Raw genomic sequence first — 25854 nt, forward strand, 5'->3', positions numbered from 1 at the left:
TGCCACGCTCGATGCACCGCTTCTTGCAACCCGCGTAGATCGGACACCCCACATGCTCGCGATGCGCACACGGCGCCGGAGGACGGCGGCCCTCGCCACGGCCGTCGTCCTCGCCGGCCTCGCCGCCCCCGCCCTGACCACCACCCCGGCCACGGCCACGGCCACGCCCACGCCGACGACCGTCACACCCACGGACTACGACTCGACGTACTACAAGAACGCGATCGGCAAGACGGGAGACGAGCTCAAGTCCTCCCTCCACACGATCATCAGCGACCAGACCAAGCTCTCGTACTCGGCGGTCTGGGACGCGCTGAAGAACACCGACCAGGACCCCGCCAACAGCGGCAACGTGATCCTGCTCTACTCGGGCGTCTCCCGCAGCAAGTCCCTGAACGGCGGCGACACCGGCGACTGGAACCGCGAGCACGTGTGGGCCAAGTCCCACGGCGACTTCGGCACCTCGATCGGGCCCGGCACCGACCTGCACCACCTGCGCCCCGAGGACGTCAGGATCAACAGCGTCCGGGGCAACAAGGACTTCGACAACGGCGGCGGCGCCGTCGCGGGCGGTGGCGGCAGCCTCACCGACTCCGACTCCTTCGAGCCCCGGGACGCCGTCAAGGGCGACGTGGCCCGCATGATCTTCTACATGGCGGTCCGCTACGAGGGCGGCGACGGCTGGGCCGACCTGGAGGTCAACGGCAGCGTGAACAACGGCAGCAACCCCTACATGGGCAAGCTCGCCGTGCTGAAGGAGTGGAACGACGAGGACCCGCCGGACGCCTTCGAGGAGCGCCGCAACCAGGTCATCCACGACTCCTACCAGCACAACCGCAACCCGTTCGTCGACCACCCGGAGTGGGTCGAGGCGATCTGGTAGACGCTCCGGGTCAGCCGAGGTGCGTCGGCGCGAACATCCGCAGTACGGCGGGGAGGACGACCACCGACGGGCCCGGTGCCGCGAGCGCCTCCGCGAGGTCCGCCTCCAGGGTCTCCGGTGACGTACGCACCCCGGGCACCCCGAACGACTCGGCCAGCGCCACGTAGTCGGGGCCGGTCAGCTCCGTCCCCGTGGAGTGGCCGAAGGCGTCTGTCATGTACTCGCGCAGGATGCCGTAGCCGCCGTCGTCGACGATCAGCCAGGTGACGTTCAGGTCGTACTGGCGGGCAGTGGCCAGTTCGGCGACGGAGTACAGGGCGCCGCCGTCGCCGGACACCGCCAGCACCGGACGGGTGGGGTCGGCGACCGCGGCTCCCAGTGCCGCCGGGAACCCGTAGCCCAGGCCGCCGGCGCCCTGGGCCGAGTGCATGGTGTTGGGGGCCTCGGCGTCGAAGGCCGACCACGCCCAGTAGGCCAGGATGGTCATGTCCCAGAAGGACGGGGCGCCGGACGGAAGGGCCTTGCGTACGGCCGCCAGGACGTCCTGTTCGAGGGTGAGGTCCTGGGCCGCGACGCGTTCGCGGACCTTGCCCAGTACGTCCCGCACGCGCTCCGGTGCGGCCGGATCGGTCCGCTCCCCGACCGTCTCCAGCAGGGCCTGGAGAGCGAGGCGGGCGTCGGCGTGGATACCGAGCGCCGGGTGGTTGGACTCCAGCTTGCCGAGGTCGGCCTCGATCTGGACGACCCGGCCACGCGGCCTGAACGTGTGGTAGTTCGACGAGAGTTCGCCGAGGCCCGAACCGACGACGAGGAGTACGTCGGCGTCCTCCAGGAAGTCCGTCATGTGGCGGTCCTCCAGCCAGGACTGGAGGGAGAGCGGGTGCGTCCACGGGAACGCGCCCTTGCCGCCGAAGGTCGTGACGACGGGCGCCCGGAGCCGCTCCGCGAGCTGCCGCAGCTTCTTCGACGCGTCCGCCCGGACGACTCCGCCGCCCGCGACGATCGCCGGACGGGCGGCCCGCGACAGCAGATCGGCCGCCACCGCCGTCAGTTCGGGGCGCGGCGGCAGCTCCTCGGGGAGGGTGTCGCCGCCCGTCACCACCGGGATCGTCGTCTCGGACAGCAGGACGTCCGAGGGGATCTCCACCCACACCGGGCCGTGCGGGACGGTCAGCGCCGACGTCCACGCCTCCGCGATCGCGGACGGGATCTGGGACTGGGTGCGGACCGTGTGGACGGACTTCACCACGCCCCGGAAGGAGGCCGCCTGGTCGGGAAGTTCGTGCAGGTAGCCGTGACGGCCGCCGCCCAGGCCGGCCGTCGGGACCTGACTGGTGATCGCCAGGACGGGGGCGGAGGCCGCCCGTGCCTCGTGGAGCGCGGCCAGGGAGGTCAGGGCGCCCGGCCCGGTCGACAGCAGCAGCGGCGCCGCCTCGCCGGTGATGCGGCCGTAGGCGTCCGCCGCGAAACCGGCGTTGTTCTCCACCCGCAGACCGATGTAGCGCAGGCCGGAGCGGCGCAGCGCGTCGAACAGGCCGAGGGCGTGCTGGCCGGGCAGCCCGAAGACGGTGGCCGCGCCGAGCCCGGCCAGGGTCTCCACGACCAGGTCCCCGCCGGTGCGGCCGGAGGGAGGGTGCAGCGCGGCCTCCGTCTGGGCGGCGGTCGGACGGAGTACCAGGTCGTGGTCGTGGGTCACCGCGCCGCCTTCTCCTGGGCGATCTGCCGGGACATGATCGTCGTCAGTTCGTACGCGGTGTGGGAGGCCGCCACCGACGTGATCTCCGCGTGGTCGTACGCGGGGGCCACCTCGACGACGTCGGCCGACACCAGGTTGCAGGACGCCAGGCCGCGCAGGATCTCCAGCAGCTCGCGGGAGGTCATGCCGCCGGCCTCGGGCGTGCCGGTGCCGGGGGCGTGGGCGGGGTCCAGGCAGTCGATGTCGATGGAGATGTAGAGGGGGCGGTCGCCGATGCGCTGGCGGAGCTGGTCGGCGACCTCGTCGGCGCCACGGCGGTAGACGTCCGACGAGGTGACGATGCCGAAGCCCATCTTCTCGTCGTCGGTGAGGTCCTGCTTGCCGTACAGGGGGCCGCGGGTACCCACGTGGGACAGGGCCGACGTGTCGAGGACGCCCTCCTCCACCGCGCGCCGGAACGGCGTGCCGTGCGTGTACTCGGCGCCGAAGTAGGTGTCCCACGTGTCCAGGTGGGCGTCGAAGTGGAGCAGGGCGACCGGGCCGTGCTTCTTCGCGACCGAGCGCAGCAGCGGGAGCGCGATGGTGTGGTCGCCGCCCAGGGTCATCAGGCGGGCGCCGGTGCCGAGGAGGTCGTCGGCGGCGGCCTCGATGGTCTCGACGGCCTCGTTGATGTTGAAGGGGTTCACGGCGATGTCACCGCCGTCCGCGACCTGGGCGAGGGCGAACGGGGAGGCGTCCTGGGCCGGGTTGTAGGGGCGCAGCAGGCGGGAGGCCTCGCGGATGGCGTTGCCGCCGAAGCGGGCGCCGGGCCGGTACGAGACGCCCGAGTCGAACGGCACGCCCACGACGGCGACGTCGGCGGTCGTGACCTCGTCCAGGCGGGGCAGCCGGGCGAAGGTCGCGGGACCGGCGTACCGGGGGACGCGGGAGGAGTCGACCGGGCCGCGGGGCGTCTCGTTGCTGCTCATGCACTGCCTTCCTTCTTACGCTTCGTCGCGTATGTACTGCTGCTGTCCGACTGTACTGGTGAGCCGGGGCCGCCGGTTCGGACCGGAGGGCCGCGTTCGGGCGGTCCGGCCCGGGTCGACACTAGGTGGCCGGAACGCGGCTGCGAAGTGTACGTTTCATCCGTTCGGGGCCGCCCGAACGGAGGGAATATCCATCACATGTCCGTCATGCGGGAGCCGGCCGTCCCCCCTGCGCCTCCCACGCCTCCCACTCCCCCGGTGTCCCTCGCGGCCTTGGTGTCGCGGGAGGACCTGGGCCTGCGCCAGATCGCCGGGCCCCCGGCCGCGGACGTGAGCATCCACGGGGCGCACGCCTCGGAGATGTCCGATCCCTTTCCGTATCTGCTGGGCGGCGAGCTGTTGCTGACGGCGGGCGTGCACATCCCGCGGGACGCGGACGCGCGGGGCTACTTCGACGCCTATGTCTCCCGGATCTCGGCGGCGGGCGGCGCCGCGCTCGGCTTCGGGGTGGCGCCCGTGCACGACACCGTGCCCGAGGAGCTGGCCGCGGCCTGCGAGGCGTACGGGCTGCCGCTGCTGGAGGTGCCGCCGCGGACGACGTTCTCGGGCGTGGCCCGCGCGGTGTGGCAGCTGATGGCTCAGGCCCGGCTGGCCGAGCTGCGCCGGATCTCCGAGGCCCAGCAGGGCCTGGCCGCCGCGGCCTCCCGTCCCGACCCGGTGCCGTCGGTGCTGCGCCGGCTGGCCACCCGCCTCGACGGGCGGGCGGTGCTGTACGGACCGGAGGGCACGGAGATCGCGGCGGCGGGACGGGAGCCGGAGGGCGAGGCGCGGCGGGCGCTGGCGGAGCTGGCCCGGGTCGTCACCGGCCACGCCTCCACCACCGCCACGGACACCGTCGCGGGCACCCGTCTCGCCGCGTACGCCCTCGGCACCGGGCGGGGCTTCGTCCTCGGGGTCGCGGCCCCGCACCGCGATCCGGGGGACAGGCCGGGGGACCAGTCGGGGGACCACACCATCGCCTCGGTCGCCGCCGTGCTGCTCTCCCTGCTCACCGGCGAGCACCAGGGCGGCACGGGCGCGGCCCGCTCCTCCGCGCTCGTACGGCTGCTGCTGGGAGCGCGGCCCGAGCAGGTCGCGCCGCTGCTCGGCGGAGGGGACGGCGAGGGCGGCGGCCACTGGCACGTCGTCCACGCCCGCCCGCACACCGGCTCCCCCGACCCGGTGTCCGCCTCGGCGCTGGGCGCGGCCCTCGGCTCCGCGCTGGTCGATCCGGCCGGGGACGCCGTACGGGTACTCGTACCGGCCACCCCGCAGGCCGGACCGGGGACGGGCCCCGTATCCGGCCCCGGCGCTCTGCCCGGCTGGACGCTCGGGGTCAGCGCCCCCGTCACCCCCGCCGAGTGGCCGGCCGCCGACGCCCAGGCGGCCCGCGCCCTGGCCCGGGCCAGGGCCACCCGCGTGCCGCTGGTCCGGCACGGCGCCCGGCCCGCGCTCGCCGACCTCGTGCCGGACGACGAGGCCGAGGCGCACGCGCGTGCGCTGCTCGCACCGGTCGCGGCCGTGCCGGCGCTCACCGAGACGCTGCGCGCCTGGCTCTCCCTGCACGGCAGCTGGGACCGCACCGCCGTCGCCCTGTCCGTGCACCGCAACACCGTCCGGCAGCGCATCGCCCGCTGCGCGGCCCTGCTGGACGCCGACCTCGACGACCCGGACGTACGGATGGAGCTGTGGTTCGCCCTGCGGAGGTGACCCGCGTCCCAGCGTGCGGCATGCCGCAGACGCCGAGTGACGGCTGCCTCACAATGGAGCCATGCCGATACCCGGGACACCCAGCCGCGCCGAACTCGCCGAACACCTAGTCAGAACGCGTATCGCGGGCGACGTCGCGACGCCCCGAGAGAACAACCTCTCCCACTACCGGAAGCTGGCGAACGGCGACCGCAACTTCTGGCTCGGCCTGGAGCTGGGCGACCGCTGGGGCGACGAGCAGGACGTGCTCGCGGTGATGGCGGAGCGGGTCGGCGTCAACGACGACCCGGAGTACCGGTACGGCCAGGACACCATCGACCCCGAGCTGACGGTGGCCGCGCTGGAGCGCATGGCCGGGCGGCTGCGCAAGGCGGCCGACGGCGGGCAGCGGGTGCTGTTCGCGACCGGCCACCCGGGTGGCCTGCTGGACGTGCACCGCGCCACGGCCGCCGCGCTGCGCGCCGCCGGCTGCGAGATCGTCGTGATCCCCGAGGGTCTGACGACGGAGGAGGGATACGTCCAGCAGTTCGCGGACGTGGCGGTGCTGGAGCACGGCGCCACGCTGTGGCACACGCACTCCGGCGAGCCGATGAAGGCCGTCCTGACCGGCCTGGAGCGTGCGGGCCGCCCGCTGCCCGACCTGGTGGTCGCCGACCACGGCTGGGCCGGGTACGCCGGTCAGCACGGCGTGGACTCCGTCGGTTACGCCGACTGCAACGACCCGGCGCTCTTCCTCGCCGAGTCGGAGGGCACCCTCCAGGTGGCGGTGCCGCTGGACGACCACGTGGTCAGCCCGCGGTACTACGACCCGATGACGGCGTACCTGCTGGCGGAGGCGGGGCTGGCGGCGTAGGGGGCCCGAACGGCGCGGTGTGCGGCTCCGTCGGTTCCGGAGCCGCACACCGTTCTGTTGTCAGAGCAGGATCACCGGCCGCCGCCGTGACCGCCGCCACCACCGTGACCGCCACCGCCGTGACCGCCGCCACCGTGACCGCCGCCACCGCCGTGACCGCCACCGCGGCCGTTGTCGTGACCGCCGCCGTGACCGTTGTCGTGACCGCCTCGGCCGTTGTCGTGACCGCCGCGACCGTTGTCGTGACCGTAGCCGTTGTCGTGACCGCGACCGTTGTCGTGCCCGCGGCCGTTGTCGTGACCGCGACCGTTGTCGCAGTCGTCCCACCCGCCGCGGTGGTCGTCGCAGTAACGGCTGTAGCTGCCGTGACGGTCGTGCGACGAATCGTTCGCCGAAGCGGTACCCGCAGTGCCTATCGCGATGCCACCGGCCATCGTCAGCCCGGCGGCCGACACCGCGAAAAGACGCTTCGTGCGCTGTGCTCGCATGAGAATTCCCCTTCGTTCCATCGTCTCCCGCGTGTCCCCGAGGGGAGGGCGGGAGTGGATGGCCGCTGCCGCACGGAAAGCGTGCGGCTCGGTCTTGGGCGTCACCGCGTTTTTCACAGGGGCACGGCTCGACCGCCGATGCCCTCGGACCGCCCGGAAAGGTTCACGGGCGGGCTCTGCGGCCCTGGTCCAGAGGTACGGAGACCGGATCGGTCGGGTACGCCGTGCCTGCGGCCTTTCACTCATAGAGCCTAGTCCCGTATGCGCCACCCGGCACCTCGGGCGCCCCAGGGCGCACAAGGGTGTCACCGGGGGACGCGCACCACGCCCTCCTGGACGACCGAGAGGGCGAGCCGCCCGTCCTGGGTGTAGATGCGGGCCTGGCCGAGGCCCCGGCCGCCGGACGCGGACGGCGACTGCTGGTCGTACAGCAGCCACTCGTCGACGCGGAAGGGCCGGTGGAACCACATCGCGTGGTCCAGCGAGGCCCCGACGACGTCGCCGACGGCCCAGCCGCCGCGGCCGTGCGCGAGCAGGACCGGGTCGAGGAGGGTCATGTCGGAGACGTAGGTGGCGAGGGCGACGTGCAGGAGCGGTTCGTCGACGGCGCCGCCGAGCTTGCCGTCGGTGCGGAACCACACCTGGGAGCGCGGCTCGCGCGGCCGGCCGAAGTCGCCGAACGGCGGGTCGTCGACGTAGCGCAGGTCCACGGCCGCGCGGGCCTCCAGGAACCGCTCCACGGTCTCGGCGGGCAGGTGCGGGTAGCTCCGCAGCCGCTCCTCGCCGGTGGGGAGGGTGGCCGGGTCCGGTGCGGACGGCATCGGGGCCTGGTGGTCCAGGCCCTCCTCGTACGTCTGGAAGGAGGCCGAGAGGCCGAAGACCGGCTTGCCGTGCTGGACGGCGACCACGCGGCGGGTGGTGAAGGAGCGGCCGTCGCGCAGGCGGTCGACGTTGTAGACGATGGGGGCGTCCGGGTCGCCGGGGCGCAGGAAGTACGCGTGCAGGGAGTGCGCGGACCGGTCCGCGGGGACGGTGCGGCCGGCGGCGACCAGGGCCTGGGCCGCCACCTGTCCGCCGAAGACGCGGGGCACGACGCCCGAGCGGGACCGGCCGCGGAAGATGTCCTCCTCGATCCGCTCGAGGTCGAGCAGATCGAGGAGGGCCTGGAGTGGTTCGCTCATGTCCCGCAGGGCCCCGGGGTCTACAGACCCATGTCCTTCGCGATGATCATCTTCATGACCTCGCTGGTGCCGCCGTAGATGCGGTTGACACGGTTGTCGGCGTACAGGCGCGCGATCGGGTACTCGTTCATGTAGCCGTAGCCGCCGTGCAGCTGGAGGCAGCGGTCGATGACGCGGTGGGCGACCTCGGTGCAGAACAGCTTGGCGCTGGCGGCCTCGGCGGGGGTGAGCTCACCGGCGTCCAGGGCCTCGGTGGCGCGGTCGGCGACGGCCTCGGCGGCGTCCACCTCGGCCTGGCAGGCGGCCAGTTCGAACTTGGTGTTCTGGAAGTGGGCGACCGGCTTGCCGAAGACGGTGCGCTCCTGCACGTACTGCTTGGCGAAGCGGACGGCGGCCTTGGCCTGGGCGTAGGCGCCGAAGGCGATGCCCCAGCGCTCGGAGGCCAGGTTGTGGCCGAGGTAGGAGAAGCCCTTGTTCTCCTCGCCGAGCAGGTCCTCGACGGGCACCTTGACGTCGACGAAGGCCAGCTCGGCGGTGTCGGAGGTGCGCAGGCCCAGCTTGTCCAGCTTGCGGCCGACCGAGTAGCCCTCGGACTTGGTGTCCACGGCGAACAGGGAGATGCCGTGACGGCGGTCCTCGGCCGTGGGGGCGGCGGTGCGGGCGCAGACGATCACCCGGTCGGCGTGCACACCGCCGGTGATGAAGGTCTTGGCGCCGTTGAGGACGTAGTGGGTGCCGTCCTCGGAGAGCTTGGCGGTGGACTTCATGCCCGCGAGGTCGGAGCCGGTGCCCGGCTCCGTCATCGCGATGGCCCACATCTCCTCGCCGGTGACGAACTTCGGCAGGTAGCGCTTCTTCTGCTCGTCGGTGGCCAGCATGTTGATGTAGGGCAGGGCGAGCAGCACGTGCACGCCGGAGCCGCCGAACTGGACGCCCGCGCGGGCGGTCTCCTCGTAGAGGACGGCCTCGAACTTGTGGCTGTCCATGCCCGCGCCGCCGAACTCCTCGGGCACGTTGATGCCGAATATGCCCAGCTCACCGAGCTTGTAGTAGAACTCGCGCGGCGCCTGGCCCGCGGCGAACCACTCGTCGTAGACGGGGACGACCTCGGCCTCGATGAAGGCGCGGAGGGTCTCCCGGAACGCCTCGTGGTCCTCGTTGAACACCGTACGGCGCACCGCGCCACCTCCAGGGTACGTATCTAAGCGCTTGCTCAGAACTCACCGTACCGGCGGGTAGGGAGGGGCGTCCAGAGCGGGCGGCGGGTAACGCTCGTCACTCCGGGGCCGGCGCGGGGGCGCGGTCCCTCATCCCTCCGCCACCGCCGCGAACGCCCCCCGCGCCATCCGGTGCAGCAGCGCAGCCGTCGCCCCGCGGCCCGGCAGGGAGCCGGGGCGGCCCAGGTGCGGGGTGGAGTTCAGGAGGCCGAAGACCGAGTGCACCGCCGAGCGGGCGCTCGGCTCGGCCACCGCCGGGTAGACCTCGCGGAGCACACCGACCCACAGCTCGACGTACTGCCGCTGCAACTGGCGCACCAGCTTGCGGTCGCTGTCCCGGAGGCGGTCCAGCTCGCGGTCGTGCAGGGTGATGAGCGGGCGGTCGTCGAGCGCGAAGTCGATGTGACCCTCGATGAGCGAGTCGAGGACCGCCTCGGGACCCGCCCCGGACCCGGTCTCGGGACCCGTCGTGGAGCCGGCCACCCTCCCGGCCTCCGCCAGCCGCCGCTTGGCGCCGGTCAGCAGCTGACCGCTGATCCCGACCAGCAGCTCGGCGAGCATCGCGTCCTTGCCGGCGAAGTGCCGGTAGAGACCGGGGCCGCTGATGCCGACCGCGGCGCCTATCTCGTCGACGCCGACGCCGTGGAAACCGCGCTCGGCGAAGAGCCGGGCGGCCTCCTTGAGGATCTGTTCGCGGCGGGTGGGGGCGTCGGTTCTGGTGGCCATGGGAACAATTCTAGACAGGGAGGTTAGCGGTCGTTAACCTGGGAGGACATGCGTTAACGCTCATTAACTGGTTGATCACTGGGTGAGGGGACCGCAGGATGCACGAGGCACCGGAGCTGACGAGCGCGGCCGACCCCGCGTCGGAGGCCTTTCGGGCCAACGAGGAGGCGCACCGCGTCCTCGTGGAGGAGCTGCGCGCCAAGCTCGCGGCGGCCCGGCTCGGCGGCGGCGAGCGGGCGCGGGCGCGGCACACCGCGCGCGGCAAGCTGCTGCCGCGCGACCGCGTCGACACGCTCCTGGATCCGGGCTCGCCGTTCCTGGAGCTGGCGCCGCTCGCGGCCGACGGGCTGTACGACGGACAGGCCCCGGCCGCCGGCGTCATCGCCGGGATCGGCCGGGTCAGCGGCCGGGAGTGCGTGATCGTCGCCAACGACGCCACGGTCAAGGGCGGTACGTACTACCCGATGACCGTGAAGAAGCACCTGCGGGCGCAGGAGGTGGCGCTGGAGAACCGGCTGCCGTGCCTGTATCTCGTGGACTCCGGGGGCGCGTTCCTGCCGATGCAGGACGAGGTGTTCCCCGACCGCGAGCACTTCGGGCGGATCTTCTACAACCAGGCCCGGATGTCGGGCGCCGGCGTCCCCCAGATCGCCGCCGTCCTCGGGTCCTGCACGGCGGGCGGGGCGTACGTCCCGGCGATGAGCGACGAGGCGGTGATCGTCCGCGGCCAGGGCACGATCTTCCTGGGCGGCCCGCCCCTGGTGAAGGCGGCCACCGGCGAGGTGGTCACGGCGGAGGAACTGGGCGGCGGCGAGGTCCACGCGCGGGTGTCCGGCGTGACCGACCACCTCGCCGAGGACGACGCGCACGCCCTGCGCATCGTGCGGAACATCGTCTCGACGCTCCCCGCACGGGGAGCCCTGCCGTGGCGGGTCGAGCCCGCCGCCGAGCCCAAGGTCGACCCGTACGGGCTGTACGGGGCGGTGCCCGTCGACCCCCGCACCCCCTACGACGTGCGCGAGATCATCGCGCGCGTGGTGGACGGCTCCCGGTTCGCCGAGTTCAAGTCCGAGTTCGGGCAGACCCTCGTCACCGGCTTCGCCCGGATCCACGGCCACCCGGTCGGCATCGTCGCCAACAACGGCATCCTGTTCTCCGAGTCGGCCCAGAAGGGCGCCCACTTCATCGAGCTGTGCGACCAGCGCGGCATCCCGCTGGTGTTCCTCCAGAACATCTCCGGCTTCATGGTCGGCAGGGACTACGAGGCCGGTGGCATCGCCAAGCACGGCGCCAAGATGGTGACGGCGGTGGCGTGCACGCGCGTGCCGAAGCTGACGGTCGTCGTCGGCGGGTCGTACGGCGCCGGGAACTACTCGATGTGCGGGCGGGCGTACTCACCCCGGTTCCTGTGGATGTGGCCGGGCGCCAAGATCTCCGTCATGGGCGGCGAGCAGGCCGCGTCCGTGCTGGCCACGGTCAAGCGGGACCAGCTGGAGGCGCGCGGCGAGGAGTGGCCCGCCGAGGAGGAGGAGACCTTCAAGGCGCCGATCCGCGCCCAGTACGAGCGCCAGGGCAACGCCTACTACGCGACCGCCCGCCTGTGGGACGACGGGGTCATCGAGCCCGCGGACACCCGGCAGGTGCTGGGGCTGGCCCTGACCGCGTGTGCCAACGCGCCACTGGGCGACCCCCAGTTCGGCGTCTTCCGGATGTGAGGAGGGGGACCTGATGTTCGACACGGTACTGGTGGCCAACCGCGGTGAGATCGCGGTGCGCGTCATCCGGACACTGCGCGCGATGGGCGTGCGCTCGGTGGCGGTCTTCTCGGACGCCGACGCGGACGCGAGGCACGTGCGGGAGGCCGACGAGGCGGTGCGGATCGGTCCGGCGCCGGCGGCGGAGAGCTACCTGTCCGCCGAGCGGCTGCTGGAGGCGGCGGCCCGGACCGGCGCGCAGGCCGTCCACCCGGGGTACGGATTCCTCGCCGAGAACGCCGGTTTCGCACGGGCCTGCGAGGAGGCGGGCCTGGTCTTCGTCGGGCCGCCCGCCGACGCCATCGCCCTGATGGGCGACAAGATCCGCGCCAAGGAGACGGTGCGGGCGGCCGGGGTGCCGGTGGTGCCCGGCTCCAGCGGCAGCGGCCTGACGGACGGACAGCTCCGCGACGCCGCGCGCGGCATCGGGATGCCGGTGCTGCTCAAGCCGTCGGCCGGCGGTGGCGGCAAGGGCATGCGGCTGGTGCGGGACACCGCCGCGCTCGCCGACGAGATCGCCGCCGCCCGCCGCGAGGCCCGCGCCTCCTTCGGCGACGACACGCTGCTCGTGGAGCGGTGGATCGACCGGCCCCGGCACATCGAGATCCAGGTCCTGGCCGACGGCCACGGGGGCGTGGTGCACCTGGGCGAGCGCGAGTGCTCGCTCCAGCGCCGGCACCAGAAGATCGTCGAGGAGGCGCCGAGCGTCCTCCTCGACGAGGCGACCCGCGCCGCGATGGGCGAGGCGGCCGTGCAGGCGGCCCGCTCCTGCGGCTACCGGGGCGCGGGCACGGTGGAGTTCATCGTCCCGGGCGGCGACCCCTCCTCGTACTACTTCATGGAGATGAACACCCGCCTCCAGGTCGAGCACCCGGTGACCGAGCTGGTCACGGGCCTGGACCTGGTGGAGTGGCAGCTGCGGGTGGCGGCGGGCGAGCGGCTCGGGTTCGCGCAGGAGGACGTGCGGCTGACCGGGCACGCCGTCGAGGCCCGCCTGTGCGCCGAGGACCCGTCGCGCGGCTTCCTCCCGTCCGGCGGCACGGTGCTGCGGCTGCGCGAGCCCGAGGGCGACGGCGTCCGCACCGACTCGGGGCTCAGCGAGGGCACCGAGGTCGGCAGCCTCTACGACCCGATGCTGTCCAAGGTGATCGCGTACGGCCCCGACCGGGAGACGGCGCTGCGCAGGCTCCGGGCGGCCCTCGCGGGGACGGTCACCCTCGGCGTGCAGACCAACGCCGGGTTCCTGCGCCGGCTGCTCGCGCACCCGGCGGTGGTGGCGGGCGACCTGGACACGGGGCTGGTGGAGCGGGAGGCCGAGGGCCTGGTCTCCACCGAGGTGCCGGAGGCGGTGTACGAGGCGGCGGCGGCCGTACGGCTGGACGCGCTGCGTCCGCGCGGGGACGGCTGGACGGACCCGTTCTCGGTGCCGAGCGGCTGGCGCATGGGCGGCGAGCCGAAGCCGGTCGCCTTCCACCTGCGGGTGACCGACCCGGTGGAGCACACCCCGCGCGGCACCCACACCGTCACCGAGGACCAGGTCACCGTCACCCTCGACGGCGTCCGGCACACCTTCCACCGCGCCGCCGACTGGCTCGGCCGCGACGGCGACGCCTGGCACGTGCGCGACCACGACCCGGTCGCCGCCTCCCTCACCCGCACCGCCCACGCGGGCGCCGACTCGCTGACCGCGCCCATGCCGGGCACGGTGACGGTGGTGAAGGTCGCCGTCGGGGACGAGGTGACGGCGGGGCAGAGCCTGCTGGTCGTGGAGGCGATGAAGATGGAGCACGTCATCTCCGCCCCGCACGCCGGCACCGTCGCCGAGCTGGACGTCGCGCCGGGCACGACGGTCGCCATGGACCAGGTGCTGGCGGTCATCGCACCGTCGGCGGACACGGAGGAGGAGACGGCGTGAACACCCCCGAGCTGGGCCTGCCCATGGCCGTACCGGCCGACGGCCTGCCCGCCCGCGTCCGCATCCACGAGGTCGGCGCCCGCGACGGCCTCCAGAACGAGAAGGCGGTCGTCCCGGCCGGGGTGAAGGCGGAGTTCATCCGCCGCCTGGCCGGCACGGGTCTGACCACCATCGAGGCGACGAGCTTCGTGCACCCCGCCTGGGTCCCCCAGCTGGCGGACGCGGAGCAGTTGTTCCCGGCCGTCGCCGACCTGCCGGTCGACCTCCCCGTGCTGGTGCCGAACGAGCGCGGACTCGACCGGGCCCTGGCGCTCGGCGCCCGCCGCGTCGCGGTGTTCGCCAGCGCCACCGAGTCCTTCGCCAAGGCCAACCTCAACCGCACGGTGGACGAGGCCCTGGCCATGTTCGAGCCGGTGGTGGCGCGGGCGAAGGAGGCCGGCGTCCACGTCCGGGGCTATCTCTCCATGTGCTTCGGCGACCCGTGGGAGGGCGCGGTCCCCGTCCCGCGGGTGGTGGAGGTCTGCCGGGCCCTGCTGGACATGGGCTGCGACGAGCTGAGCCTGGGCGACACGATCGGGGTGGCGACCCCGGGCCATGTCAGCGCCCTGCTCACCGCGCTCACCGGGGCCGGCGTCCCCGTGGACACGCTCGGCGTCCACTTCCACGACACCTACGGCCAGGCGCTGTCCAACACCCTGACCGCGCTCCGCCACGGCGTCACCACGGTCGACGCCTCCGCCGGCGGACTGGGCGGCTGCCCCTACGCGAAGTCCGCCACCGGCAACCTGGCCACCGAAGACCTCGTGTGGATGCTGCGGGGCCTCGGCATCGACACCGGCGTCGACCTCGGCCGCCTGGTCGCCACCAGCGTCTGGATGGCCGCCCACCTGGGCCGGCCCAGCCCGTCCCGCACCGTACGAGCCCTCTCCCACAAGGACTCGGCCGCCGACTCCCACAAGGAGCACTGACAGCCATGGACCACAAGCTCTCCCCCGAACTGGAAGAACTGCGCCGTACGGTCGAGGAGTTCGCCCACGACGTCGTGGCGCCCAAGATCGGCGACTTCTACGAGCGGCACGAGTTCCCGTACGAGATCGTCCGGGAGATGGGCCGGATGGGGCTGTTCGGCCTGCCGTTCCCGGAGGAGTACGGCGGCATGGGCGGCGACTACCTGGCGCTCGGCATCGCCCTGGAGGAGCTGGCCCGGGTCGACTCGTCGGTGGCCATCACGCTGGAGGCGGGCGTCTCGCTGGGCGCGATGCCGGTCCACCTGTTCGGCACCGAGGAGCAGAAGCGCACCTGGCTGCCCCGGCTGTGCTCCGGCGAGATCCTCGGCGCCTTCGGCCTGACCGAGCCGGACGGCGGCTCGGACGCGGGTGCGACGCGGACGACGGCGCGCCTGGACGAGACGACGGACGAGTGGGTCATCAACGGCACCAAGTGCTTCATCACCAACTCGGGCACCGACATCACGGGCCTGGTGACGGTCACGGCGGTCACCGGGCGCAAGCCGGACGGCCGTCCGCTGATCTCGGCGATCATCGTCCCGTCGGGCACCCCGGGCTTCACGGTGGCCGCCCCCTACTCGAAGGTCGGCTGGAACGCGTCGGACACCCGGGAGCTGTCCTTCTCCGACGTCCGGGTCCCGGCGGCGAACCTGCTGGGCGAGGAGGGCCGCGGTTACGCGCAGTTCCTGCGCATCCTCGACGAGGGCCGTATCGCCATCGCCGCACTGGCCACGGGGCTCGCGCAGGGCTGCGTCGACGAGTCGGTCAGGTACGCGAAGGAACGTCACGCCTTCGGCCGGCCGATCGGCGCCAACCAGGCGATCCAGTTCAAGATCGCCGACATGGAGATGAAGGCCCACACGTCCCGCCTGGCCTGGCGCGACGCGGCCTCGCGCCTGGTGACGGGCGAGCCCTTCAAGAAGGAGGCGGCGCTGGCGAAGCTGTACTCGTCGACGGTCGCGGTGGACAACGCCCGGGACGCCACGCAGATCCACGGCGGCTACGGCTTCATGAACGAGTACCCCGTGGCCCGGATGTGGCGCGACGCCAAGATCCTGGAGATCGGCGAGGGCACCAGCGAGGTCCAGCGGATGCTGATCGCGCGGGAGCTGGGGCTGGTGAGCTGAGGCGCGGGCGGTCCGGGCGGGGTCGCTCCCGGCTCCGCCCCGGCCCACCCCGCGGATACACCCCGTGGACCAGGCGAGCTGAGGTTAGGCTAACCTACCTTCGACTTGTCCCGCGGATGCTCCGCACCGTTCGAAAGCAGCCACGCCATGTTCAACGCCACAGCTACCCACCCGACCCGCCGCGGAATCCTCGCCGCAGGCGGCGCCGTCGGCCTCGGTGCCGTGCTCGCGGCCTGCGGTGACGACGACGCGAAGAGCGGTGGCTCCGGTGACGGCAAGGCCGCCGCCAAGTCCGGTCCCTGGTCCTTCAAGGACGACCGGGGCACCACCGTGAAGCTGGACAAGGTGCCGACGGGCATCGTCGCCTTCACCGGTGTCGCCGCCGCCCTGTGGGACTACGGCATCCAGGTCAAGGGCGTGTTCGGGCCCACCACGACCAAGGACGGCAAGCCGGACGTCCAGGCCGGCGACATCGACGTCGACAAGGTCACCGTGCTCGGCAACGAGTGGGGCAAGCTGAGCGTCGAGAAGTACGCGAGCCTCGCGCCCGAGGTGCTCGTCACGACGACGTTCGACACCGCGGGCACCCTCTGGTCCGTCCCGGAGGACTCCAAGGACAAGATCGCCAAGCTCGCGCCGAGCGTCGCGATCTCCGTCTTCGACCGGCAGCTCACCCAGCCGCTGCAGCGCATGTGGGAGCTGGCCGAGTCGCTCGGCGCGGACATGAAGGCCAAGAAGGTCACCGACGCCAAGGCGAGGTTCGAGAAGGCCGCGGCCCGGCTGCGCGCCGCCGCGAAGGCCAAGCCCGAGATCAGGGTGCTGGCCGGCTCCGCGAGCGCCGAGCTCTTCTACGTCTCCGGCACCAACCTCTCCGTCGACCTGGAGTACTTCAAGGCCCTCGGCGTGAACTTCGTCGAGCCCTCCGAGGACGCCAAGAAGGCGACCGGCGGCTGGTTCGAGAGCCTGAGCTGGGAGAACGTCGACAAGTACCCGGCCGACGTCATCATCATGGACGACCGCGCCTCGACCATCCAGCCCGCGGACATCACCGAGGGCACCTGGAAGCAGCTCCCCGCGGTCAAGGCCGGCCAGGTCATCTCCCGCTCCCCCGAGCCGATCCTGTCCTACGACAAGTGCACGCCGCTGCTCGACAACCTGGCCGAGGCGATCGAGAACGCCAAGAAGGTCGGCTGACCGTCACCTTCCCCTCTCTCCGGAGCACTCCATGACGACGGCCGTGGCCGCCCCGTTCCGTTTCTTCTCCCTCCAGGTCGTACGGACGAGGCGGCTCGGCCCGTCCCTGACCCGGGTCACCTTCGCCGGGCCCGACCTGCGCGCCTTCCACTCCGACGGACTCGACCAGTCCCTGTCGCTGTTCCTGCCGCACCCGGGGCAGCCGGAGCCGGCCGTGCCGATCGAGCGGGGCGAGGGCTGGTGGCAGGCGTGGCGCGAACTGCCGGACGACGTGCGGGCGGTGATGCGCTCCTACACGCTGCGGGCCCTGCGGCGGGACGCCCACGGCACCACCACCGAGATCGACATCGACTTCGTGCTGCACGGCGTCGAGCCGGGCGCCGCGGTCCAGGCCGGTCCCGCCTCCCGCTGGGCCGCCGACGCCGCCCCCGGTGACCGGGTCGTGCTGCTCGGCCCGGCGGTCGCCGACAACCGGGCGATCCGCTTCCGCCCGCCCGAGGACACCGACCTGGTGGTGATCTGGGGCGACGAGACCGCCGTACCGGCCGCCACGGCCATCGTCGAGTCGCTGCCCGCCGGCACCCGGGCCCGGGTCTGGCTGGAGGTGCCGCACGCCGAGGACGTGCAGGACCTCGCGACCGCGGCGGACGCCGAGGTCACCTGGCTGGTCCGGGACGACGCCGGAACACCCGCGGACCTCGCCCTCCGCGCCCTCCAGGACGCCCGGCTGCCGCCCGCCCAGCACCCGTACGTCTGGATCGCCGGCGAGGCCGGCCGCGTCCGAGGGCTGCGCCGGCACTTCGTGGGCGAGCGCGGCGTCGACCGCCGCCGCGTCACCTTCGTCGGCTACTGGCGCCAGGGACTGACGGAGGAGCAGCTCCGCGAGGAGAGCTGACGGCCGGCACCGACCGGCACCCGAGGCCGCACCCCGCCGGCCCGACGCACTGACGAGGCCCCGTGACGGCGGTCACGCACCGGCATGCGCACGACCAAGGTCAATTAGGTTAGGCTTACCTAAGTCGAAGCCAGGGCCCCGCCCTCTCCCGTCCCCTCTCGGACCGTCCCCACCGGAGGACCCCCACATGCGCTCGCACCTGCTCAACGACACCACCGCGGAGCAGTACCGCCGCTCCGTGATCCAAGGAGTCGAGCGGGTGGCCGCCAAACTCGCCACCACCGACCGTCCGTTCACCGGTGTCGCGGTCGACGCCCTCTCCCCCCGCATCGACGAGATCGACCTCGACCAGCCGCTGCACGACACGGCCGCGGTCCTCGACGAGCTGGAGGACGTCTACCTCCGCGACGCCGTCTACTTCCACCACCCCCGCTACCTCGCCCACCTCAACTGCCCGGTCGTCATCCCGGCCGTGCTCGGCGAGGCGGTGCTCTCCGCCGTCAACTCCTCCCTGGACACCTGGGACCAGTCGGCCGGCGGCACGCTCATCGAGCGCAAACTGATCGACTGGACCTGCGCCCGCATCGGACTCGGCCCGGCGGCCGACGGCGTGTTCACCTCCGGCGGCACCCAGTCCAACCTCCAGGCGCTGCTGCTGGCCCGCGAGGAGGCGAAGGCCGAGAACTTCGCCGACCTGCGCGTCTTCGCCTCCGAGGTCAGCCACTTCAGCGTGCAGAAGTCCGCGAAACTGCTCGGCCTCGGCCCCGACGCCGTCGTGTCGGTCCCCGTCGACCACGACAAGCGCATGCAGACCGTCGCCCTCGCCCGCGAACTGGAGCGCTGCACGAAGGACGGCCTGGTCCCCATGGCCGTCGTCGCCACCGGCGGCACCACCGACTTCGGCTCCATCGACCCCCTGCCGGAGATCGCCGGGCTGTGCGAGCAGTACGGCGTGTGGATGCACGTGGACGCGGCCTACGGCTGCGGACTGCTCGCCTCCCTGAAGTACCGCGACCGCATCAACGGCATCGAGCGCGCCGACTCGGTCACCGTGGACTACCACAAGTCCTTCTTCCAGCCGGTGAGTTCCTCGGCCGTGCTGGTCCGGGACGCGGCCACCCTGCGCCACGCCACCTACCACGCGGAGTACCTCAACCCGCGCCGCACGGTGCAGGAACGTATCCCCAACCAGGTGGACAAGTCCCTCCAGACCACCCGCCGCTTCGACGCCCTCAAGCTGTGGATGACGCTGCGCGTGATGGGCGCCGACGGCATCGGCGAGCTCTTCGACGAGGTCTGCGACCTGGCGGCCGAGGGCTGGAAACTGCTCGCCGCCGACCCCCGTTTCGACGTCGTCGTCGAGCCGAGCCTGTCCACCCTGGTCTTCCGCTACATACCGGCGGCCGTCACCGACCCCGCCGAGACCGACCGCGCCAACCTCTACGCCCGCAAGGCCCTCTTCGCCTCCGGCGACGCCGTGGTCGCGGGCACCAAGGTGGGCGGACGCCACTACCTCAAGTTCACCCTGCTCAACCCCGAGACGACCACGGCCGACATCGCCGCCGTCCTCGACCTGATCGCCGGCCACGCCGAGCAGTACCTGGGAGAGTCCCTTGACCGCGCTTCCTGAAGCCAGTGCCCCGTACGACTTCGTGGGGATCGGCCTCGGCCCCTTCAACCTCGGCCTGGCCTGCCTCACCGAGCCCATCGCCGGGCTGAACGGCGTCTTCCTGGAGTCCAAGCCGGACTTCGAGTGGCACGCCGGCATGTTCCTGGAGGGCGCCCACCTCCAGACCCCGTTCATGTCGGACCTGGTCACGCTCGCCGACCCGACGTCCCCGTACTCCTTCCTCAACTACCTGAAGGAGAAGGGCCGGCTGTACTCGTTCTACATCCGGGAGAACTTCTACCCGCTGCGCGTCGAGTACGACGACTACTGCCGCTGGGCCGCGAACAAGCTCAGCAGCGTCCGCTTCTCCACGACGGTCACCGAGGTGACCTACGACGAACGGGACGAGGTCTACCTCGTCGCCACCACGGCCGGTGACACCTACCGCGCCCGCCGCCTCGTCCTCGGCACCGGCACCCCGCCGCACATCCCGGACGCCTGCCGGGGCCTGGCCGGCGACTTCCTCCACACCTCCCGCTACGTGCAGAACCGGGCGGAGCTGGTGAAGAAGGAGTCGATCACGCTGGTCGGCAGCGGCCAGTCCGCCGCCGAGATCTACTACGACCTGCTCGGCGAGATCGACGTCCACGGGTACCGGCTGAACTGGGTGACGCGTTCCCCGCGCTTCTTCCCGCTGGAGTACACCAAGCTCACGCTGGAGATGACCTCACCGGAGTACGTGGACTACTACCACGCGCTGCCGGAGGACACCCGCTACCGCCTCACCACCGAGCAGAAGGGCCTGTTCAAGGGCATCGACGGCGACCTGATCAACGAGATCTTCGACCTGCTCTACCAGAAGAGGCTCGGCGGCCCGGTCCCCACCCGCCTGCTCACCAACTCCGCCCTGACCAGCGCCCGGTACGCGGACGGCACGTACACGCTCGGCTTCCGTCAGGAGGAGCAGGGCGAGGACTTCGAGATCGAGTCCCAGGGTCTGGTGCTGGCCACCGGCTACGCGTACACCGAGCCGGAGTTCCTCAAGCCCGTCCGGGACCGGCTGTGCTACGACTCCCGGGGCAACTTCGACGTGGCCCGCAACTACGCCGTCGACGTCACGGGCAGCGGCGTGTTCCTGCAGAACGCCGGCGTCCACACGCACAGCATCACCAGCCCCGACCTCGGCATGGGTGCCTACCGCAACAGCTGTATCGTCCGAGAGCTGCTCGGCACCGAGTACTACCCGGTCGAGAAGACCATCGCGTTCCAGGAGTTCTCCGTATGACCTTCACGTTCCGCCCCCTCGACCCGCTGAAGGACGCCGAGCTCCTGCACCGCTGGGTCACCCACCCCAAGGCCGCCTTCTGGATGATGCAGGGCGCGAGACTGGAGGACGTCGAGCGCGCGTACATGGAGATAGCCGCCGACGAGCACCACCACGCGCTGCTCGGTCTCCAGGAGGGCGAGCCCGCCTTCCTGATGGAGAAGTACGACCCCGCCCACCGCGAGCTGGTGGGCCTGTACGAGCCGCTGCCCGGGGACGTCGGCATGCACTTCCTGACGCCGCCGACGGACCGTCCGGTGCGGGGGTTCACCCGCTCCGTCATCACCGCCGTGATGGCGCACCTCTTCGAGGACCCGGCCACCCACCGGGTGGTCGTCGAGCCCGACGTCGACAACAAGGCGGTCCACGCCCTGAACGAGGCGGTCGGCTTCGTGGCCGAGCGCGAGATCCAGAAGCCGGAGAAGAAGGCGCTCCTCAGTTTCTGCACCCGGGAGCGCTTCTTCAACAGGCACAGCCTCGCGGCGACGGGGGTGCCCGCATGAGCCTCGCCGACGCCGTGGCCCACCTCTCCCCCGAACGCTGGGAGCAGGCCAACCGCCTCCTGGTCCGCAAGGCCCTGGCCGAGTTCACGCACGAGCGGCTGATCACGCCGGAACGGGACGGTGACGCGTACGTCGTCCGCAGCGACGACGGCACGACCGAGTACCGCTTCACCGCCACCGTCCGCGCCCTGGACCACTGGCAGGTGGACGCCGCCTCGATCACCCGCCACCGGGACGGCGCCGGCCTCCCGCTCGCGGCCCTGGACTTCTTCATCGAGCTGAAGGGGTCGCTGGGCCTGAGCGACGAGATCCTGCCCGTCTACCTGGAGGAGATCTCCTCCACCCTCTCCGGCACCTGCTACAAGCTCACCAAGCCGCGGGTCACCTCCGCCGAACTGGCCAGGGGCGACTTCCAGGCCGTCGAGACCGGCATGACCGAGGGCCACCCCTGCTTCGTCGCCAACAACGGGCGGCTCGGCTTCGGCATCCACGAGTACCTGTCGTACGCCCCCGAGACGGCGAGCCCGGTCCGCCTGGTGTGGCTGGCCGCGCACCGCTCGCGGGCGGCGTTCACGGCGGGCGTGGGCATCGAGTACGAGTCGTTCGTACGGGACGAGCTGGGCGAGGCGACCGTCGACCGCTTCCACGGGGTCCTGCGCGAGCGGGGCCTGGATCCGGCCGACTACCTGTTCATCCCGGTGCACCCGTGGCAGTGGTGGAACAAGCTCACCGTCACCTTCGCCGCCGAGGTGGCCCGGCAGCACCTGGTCTGCCTGGGCGAGGGCGACGACGAGTACCTGGCCCAGCAGTCCATCCGCACCTTCTTCAACACCTCGCACCCCGGGAAGCACTACGTGAAGACGGCCCTGTCCGTCCTCAACATGGGCTTCATGCGCGGCCTGTCGGCGGCGTACATGGAGGCGACCCCGGCCATCAACGACTGGCTCGCCCAGCTCATCGAGGGCGACCCGGTGCTGAAGTCGACGGGCCTGTCGATCATCCGGGAGCGGGCGGCCGTCGGCTACCGGCACCTGGAGTACGAGCAGGCCACCGACCGTTACTCGCCGTACCGCAAGATGCTGGCGGCGCTGTGGCGTGAGAGCCCGGTGCCCTCCCTGCGGGACGGCGAGACGCTGGCCACCATGGCCTCCCTCGTCCACGTCGACGACGAGGGCGCCTCCTTCGCGGGCGCGCTGATCGAGCGGTCCGGACTCACGCCGGCCGAGTGGCTGCGGCACTACCTGCGGGCCTACTACGTCCCGCTGCTGCACAGCTTCTACGCCTACGACCTGGTCTACATGCCGCACGGCGAGAACGTGATCCTCGTGCTGGAGGACGGGGTGGTGCGGCGCGCGATCTACAAGGACATCGCCGAGGAGATCGCGGTGATGGACCCGGACGCGGTGCTGCCGCCGGAAGTCGCCCGCATCGCCGTGGACGTGCCGGACGACAAGAAGCTCCTGTCGGTCTTCACGGACGTCTTCGACTGCTTCTTCCGCTTCCTCGCCGCCAACCTCGCCACCGAGGGGATCGTGGCGGAGGACACCTTCTGGGGCACGGTCGCGGAGGTCACCCGCGCCTACCAGGAGTCGGTGCCGGAGCTGGCCGACAAGTTCGCCCGGTACGACATGTTCGCGCCCGAGTTCGCGCTGTCCTGCCTCAACCGGCTCCAGCTGCGCGACAACCGGCAGATGGTGGACCTGGCGGACCCGTCGGGCGCGCTCCAGCTGGTCGGCACCCTCAGGAACCCGATCGCGGGCCGCTGACCGACGGCCCCGCAGGGACGGGCGGGCACCCCGGAGACGGTCCTCCGGGGTGCCCGTCGGGCGTCGCGGGTCAGCCGGCCGGCCAGGGCACCTGCGGCGACCGGTAGTAGTCGATCCCCAGTGCCTCCCAGCGCGGCGCCTGGGCGGCGAGCCGCACCTTGTAGCCGTCCCAGTCGTGCGTCGCCGCCGGGGACCAGCCCAGCTCGGCGACGCCGGGCAGCCTCGGGAAGGCCATGTACTCGAGCTGCTCGGGCTTGTCGAGGGTCTCCGTCCACATCGGCGCCTCGACGCCGCGGATCGCGGAGGCGGGGGCGCCCGGCAGGTAGGCGGCCGGGTCCCAGTCGTAGGAGCGCTGCACCTCCACGTAGCCCGCCCAGGACAGACCCAGCGGGGTGTCCTTGGTGTACTTCATGTCCAGGTACGTCCGGTCGGCCGGGGACAGGATCAGCCCGGCCCCGTTCTGCGCGGCCTTCGCGACCCTGGCCTTCTCCGCGTCACTGGTGCGGTCCAGGCCCCAGTACTGGACGAGCGCGCCCTCGGCCGGGGTGGCACTGGTCAGCTGGTGCCAGCCGACGACCGTCTTGCCGTACTTCGCGACGACCGGCTGCACCCGGTCCATGAACGCCGCGAAGTCCTCGTGCGGGGTGGCGTACGCCTCGTCGCCCCCGATGTGGAGGTAGCGGCCCGGGGTGAGCGCGGCGACCTCGCGCACGACGTCGTCCACGAAGTCGTACGTGATCTCCTTGTCCACGCACAGCGAGCTGAAGCCGACCTTGGTGCCGGTGTACAGCGGGGGTGCGACACCGTCGCAGTTCAGCTCGGCGTAGGAGGCCAGGGCCGCGTTGGTGTGGCCCGGCATGTCGATCTCGGGCACGACCTCCAGGTGGCGGGAGGAGGCGTAGCGGACGATCTCCTTGTAGTCGGCCTTGGTGTAGTAGCCGCCGGGACCGCCGCCGACCTCCGTGGAACCGCCGTACGTCGCCAGGCGCGGCCAGGAGTCGATGGCGATGCGCCAGCCCTGGTCGTCGCTGAGGTGCAGGTGGAGCTTGTTGTACTTGTAGAGGGCGATCCGGTCGATGTACTCCTTGACCTCGTCCACGGTGAAGAAGTGCCGGGAGACGTCGAGCATGGCGCCGCGCCAGCCGTAGCGCGGGGTGTCCTTGATGGTGCCGCCCGCGACCAGCCAGGGGCCGGGCTGCACGGAGTCCTTCTCGACGGCGGCGGGCAGGAGCTGGCGCAGCGTCTGGACGCCGTGGAAGAGCCCGGCGGCCTTGCGCGCGGTGATGGTGACGCCGGAACGGCCGCTGTCGAGGCGGTAGCCCTCGTCGCCGTACGGGCCCGGGGCCAGGCGCAGTCGTATGCCGCCCTGGCCGTGGGAGGTGACGGGCAGTCGGTAGCCGGTGGAGGGCCGCAGGACGTCCGCGAGGTAGTCGCCGACGCGGCGGGCCTCGCGTGAGTCGTCGACGCGGATGTGGGTGCCGCGGGTGATGCGGTACGGGTCGCCGCCCGGGTCGACCGCGGCGGGGGCCGGGATCACCTGGTCCAGGGATGTCGTGGCCGTCTTCGGGGCGGGCGCGGCGCCGGCCGTCATGGCGCAGGCCGCCGTCACCAGCAGCAGCGATCCCAGAAGCCGGGGCAGTCGGGGAGTCGTTCTGTGGTGCCGTCGATGAGGTAACACGTGCGCTCCCTTCGCGATGGTGCGGATGCGGGTGGAGATGGGTGTAGACCACTCTCCCGCACAACCGCCGTCCGCAGAAGCGGATGAAACAATCTGCTCATGGCGGAAATCATCCAGAAGGACGGAACGTGGGTCTTCGACGGCGACACCCTGCGGCTGACTCCCGGGCGGGACAAGAACGTCGGCCTGCTCCGCAGGGAACTGGGTGAACTGGCCGTCCCTCTGGCGGCGTTGGCGGGCATATCGTTCGAACAGGGCAAGAAGTCCGGGCGGCTGCGGCTGCGCCTGCGGGACGGCGCCGACCCGCTGCTGCACGCGACCGGCGGCCGGCTCACCGAGCCGCACGACCCGTACCAGCTGATCGTGGAGTCCGACCGGTACGGCGTCGCCGAGTACTTCGTGGACGAGGTGCGCAACGCCCTGCTGCTGGACCAGGTCCCCTCCGGCCCGGTGGACGCCTACCTGCTGCCCGGCCCCTCCGTCCCGCTGTCGGTCTCCGCCGGGGACGGCATCGCGAGCTTCGACGGCGAGCGCGTACGCCTGGAGTGGAAGTGGCAGGCGGAGGACTCCAAGTCGGCCGCCGGCCCGCGCACCCTGACCCTCGACGACATCGTCTCCGTGGAGTGGCAGCCGGCGGTCGGCCTGGAGAACGGCCACCTCCGCTTCACCGTGCGGGCCGCGCCGACCAAGGCACCGCCCAAGTACGACCCCAACGCGGTGGAGTTGTGGGGCTTCAAGAAGGACCCGCTGATGGCGCTGGTGGCCGCCGCCGTGCAGGCCCGGCTCCCGCACCCCGCCGCTCCGGCCGCCCTGGAGGACGGCCGTCCGTCCGAGGACGCGCCCGCCCCGGCCCCCGCCGGTGAGGACGACCACGACACGCTGCTGCGACGGCTGCGGGAGCTGGGCGAACTGCACCGCTCCGGGGTGCTGACGGACGAGGAGTTCACCCTCGCCAAGCAGGCGGTGCTGAAGCGGATGTAGCCCCCCCTCGCGAGCGAGCCTGCCCGAAATCGGGCAAGATTCTTGCGAAACCCTCACCCGTACCCCAGGATCTACCGGGTGCACGACGAACTCGTTGATCATCTGACGCGGTCCACCCCCCTCAACCGGGGCGAGGCGCTGCGCGTGATCCAGGACGTGCTCGCCTACTTCGACGAGACGACCGAGGAATTCGTCCGTCGCCGCCACCGCGAGCTCCAGGCCCAGGGCCTGGTGAACGCGACGATCTTCGAACGGATCGGGGCGGAACTGAAATACCGGGCGGTGGCACCGCCGGAGCTGTCGCTCCGCCAGTTGCGCCGCATCGTCTACGGCTGAGGAA

Annotated in this window: 21 protein-coding genes; 15 read left to right on the forward strand and 6 right to left on the reverse strand. The window is 72.0% G+C overall.

The genetic code is table 11. The features are described 5' to 3' along the window. Positions 1 to 52 precede the first annotated feature (52 nt). The gene (locus KUM32_RS23770; protein ID WP_217143971.1) at positions 53 to 883 is read left to right on the forward strand and encodes an endonuclease I family protein; all 831 of its coding nucleotides are present in this window, start codon (positions 53 to 55) and stop codon (positions 881 to 883) included. A gap of 10 nt (positions 884 to 893) precedes the next feature. Here KUM32_RS23770 and KUM32_RS23775 read toward each other — a convergent pair whose 3' ends face one another. Beyond that, on the reverse strand, positions 894 to 2579 hold the full coding sequence (locus tag KUM32_RS23775) for a thiamine pyrophosphate-binding protein (RefSeq protein WP_217143972.1): 1686 nt from the start codon (positions 2577 to 2579) through the stop codon (positions 894 to 896). After that, positions 2576 to 3547 (reverse strand): agmatinase, encoded by a 972-nt coding sequence (gene speB / locus KUM32_RS23780; protein ID WP_217143973.1) that lies wholly within the window; start codon positions 3545 to 3547, stop codon positions 2576 to 2578. Before speB ends, KUM32_RS23775 begins: the two co-directional genes overlap by 4 nt. A 207-nt stretch (positions 3548 to 3754) precedes the next feature. On the opposite strand from speB, the gene KUM32_RS23785 reads away from it, so the two are divergent. Next, positions 3755 to 5296 carry a PucR family transcriptional regulator gene (locus KUM32_RS23785; RefSeq protein WP_217144090.1) on the forward strand — a complete coding sequence of 514 codons (1542 nt, stop codon included), beginning with the start codon at positions 3755 to 3757 and terminating at the stop codon, positions 5294 to 5296. A 61-nt stretch (positions 5297 to 5357) separates the two neighbouring features. After that, positions 5358 to 6149 (forward strand): phosphatase, encoded by a 792-nt coding sequence (locus KUM32_RS23790; protein ID WP_217143974.1) that lies wholly within the window; start codon positions 5358 to 5360, stop codon positions 6147 to 6149. A 793-nt stretch (positions 6150 to 6942) separates the two neighbouring features. Here the strand turns inward: KUM32_RS23790 and KUM32_RS23795 are convergent. The 3 genes from KUM32_RS23795 to KUM32_RS23805 form a co-directional block, all read right to left on the reverse strand. Further along, positions 6943 to 7818 carry an acyl-CoA thioesterase II gene (locus tag KUM32_RS23795; protein WP_217143975.1) on the reverse strand — a complete coding sequence of 292 codons (876 nt, stop codon included), beginning with the start codon at positions 7816 to 7818 and terminating at the stop codon, positions 6943 to 6945. A gap of 20 nt (positions 7819 to 7838) precedes the next feature. After that, positions 7839 to 8996 carry an acyl-CoA dehydrogenase family protein gene (locus KUM32_RS23800; protein ID WP_217143976.1) on the reverse strand — a complete coding sequence of 386 codons (1158 nt, stop codon included), beginning with the start codon at positions 8994 to 8996 and terminating at the stop codon, positions 7839 to 7841. A gap of 129 nt (positions 8997 to 9125) precedes the next feature. Next, a complete protein-coding gene (locus KUM32_RS23805) occupies positions 9126 to 9761 on the reverse strand; it encodes a TetR/AcrR family transcriptional regulator (RefSeq protein WP_217143977.1) in 636 nt (211 codons plus the stop codon). 98 nt (positions 9762 to 9859) lie between these two features. Here KUM32_RS23805 and KUM32_RS23810 point away from each other — a divergent pair, with 98 nt between their 5' ends. From KUM32_RS23810 to KUM32_RS23855, 10 genes are all read left to right on the forward strand, one after another. Continuing rightward, positions 9860 to 11476, forward strand: coding sequence for a carboxyl transferase domain-containing protein (locus KUM32_RS23810; RefSeq protein ID WP_217143978.1), 1617 nt, complete (start codon positions 9860 to 9862; stop codon positions 11474 to 11476). 13 nt (positions 11477 to 11489) lie between these two features. Next, positions 11490 to 13430, forward strand: coding sequence for a biotin carboxylase N-terminal domain-containing protein (locus KUM32_RS23815; protein ID WP_217143979.1), 1941 nt, complete (start codon positions 11490 to 11492; stop codon positions 13428 to 13430). Beyond that, positions 13427 to 14398, forward strand: coding sequence for a hydroxymethylglutaryl-CoA lyase (locus KUM32_RS23820; protein ID WP_217143980.1), 972 nt, complete (start codon positions 13427 to 13429; stop codon positions 14396 to 14398). Before KUM32_RS23815 ends, KUM32_RS23820 begins: the two co-directional genes overlap by 4 nt. A gap of 5 nt (positions 14399 to 14403) precedes the next feature. After that, positions 14404 to 15564 carry an acyl-CoA dehydrogenase family protein gene (locus tag KUM32_RS23825; protein WP_217143981.1) on the forward strand — a complete coding sequence of 387 codons (1161 nt, stop codon included), beginning with the start codon at positions 14404 to 14406 and terminating at the stop codon, positions 15562 to 15564. A 147-nt stretch (positions 15565 to 15711) separates the two neighbouring features. Then, positions 15712 to 16758, forward strand: a complete 1047-nt coding sequence (locus KUM32_RS23830) for an ABC transporter substrate-binding protein (RefSeq protein WP_217143982.1) — start codon at positions 15712 to 15714, stop codon at positions 16756 to 16758. A gap of 31 nt (positions 16759 to 16789) precedes the next feature. Beyond that, on the forward strand, positions 16790 to 17653 hold the full coding sequence (locus KUM32_RS23835; protein WP_217143983.1) for a siderophore-interacting protein: 864 nt from the start codon (positions 16790 to 16792) through the stop codon (positions 17651 to 17653). Positions 17654 to 17840: 187 nt separating this feature from the next. After that, positions 17841 to 19283 (forward strand): lysine decarboxylase DesA, encoded by a 1443-nt coding sequence (desA, locus tag KUM32_RS23840; RefSeq protein ID WP_217143984.1) that lies wholly within the window; start codon positions 17841 to 17843, stop codon positions 19281 to 19283. After that, the gene (locus KUM32_RS23845) at positions 19267 to 20547 is read left to right on the forward strand and encodes a lysine N(6)-hydroxylase/L-ornithine N(5)-oxygenase family protein (protein ID WP_217143985.1); all 1281 of its coding nucleotides are present in this window, start codon (positions 19267 to 19269) and stop codon (positions 20545 to 20547) included. The genes desA and KUM32_RS23845 overlap by 17 nt, the downstream gene beginning before the upstream one ends. Continuing rightward, entirely contained in the window at positions 20544 to 21089 is a 546-nt protein-coding gene (locus tag KUM32_RS23850) for a GNAT family N-acetyltransferase (RefSeq protein ID WP_217143986.1), read from the forward strand. The genes KUM32_RS23845 and KUM32_RS23850 overlap by 4 nt, the downstream gene beginning before the upstream one ends. Then, positions 21086 to 22855 (forward strand): IucA/IucC family siderophore biosynthesis protein, encoded by a 1770-nt coding sequence (locus KUM32_RS23855; RefSeq protein WP_217143987.1) that lies wholly within the window; start codon positions 21086 to 21088, stop codon positions 22853 to 22855. Before KUM32_RS23850 ends, KUM32_RS23855 begins: the two co-directional genes overlap by 4 nt. Before the next feature lie 70 nt (positions 22856 to 22925). Here the strand turns inward: KUM32_RS23855 and KUM32_RS23860 are convergent, their stop codons facing one another. Further along, positions 22926 to 24533, reverse strand: coding sequence for a beta-N-acetylhexosaminidase (locus KUM32_RS23860; RefSeq protein WP_217143988.1), 1608 nt, complete (start codon positions 24531 to 24533; stop codon positions 22926 to 22928). A 99-nt stretch (positions 24534 to 24632) separates the two neighbouring features. Between KUM32_RS23860 and KUM32_RS23865 the strand changes: the two genes are divergently transcribed. Then, positions 24633 to 25514 carry a DUF4429 domain-containing protein gene (locus tag KUM32_RS23865; protein WP_217143989.1) on the forward strand — a complete coding sequence of 294 codons (882 nt, stop codon included), beginning with the start codon at positions 24633 to 24635 and terminating at the stop codon, positions 25512 to 25514. 78 nt (positions 25515 to 25592) lie between these two features. Further along, positions 25593 to 25850: a hypothetical protein gene (locus KUM32_RS23870; protein WP_217143990.1), complete on the forward strand. Its 258-nt coding sequence runs from the start codon at positions 25593 to 25595 to the stop codon at positions 25848 to 25850. The last annotated feature ends 4 nt before the right edge of the window (positions 25851 to 25854 follow it).

It is taken from the genome of Streptomyces sp. AC627_RSS907 (genome assembly GCF_019049165.1).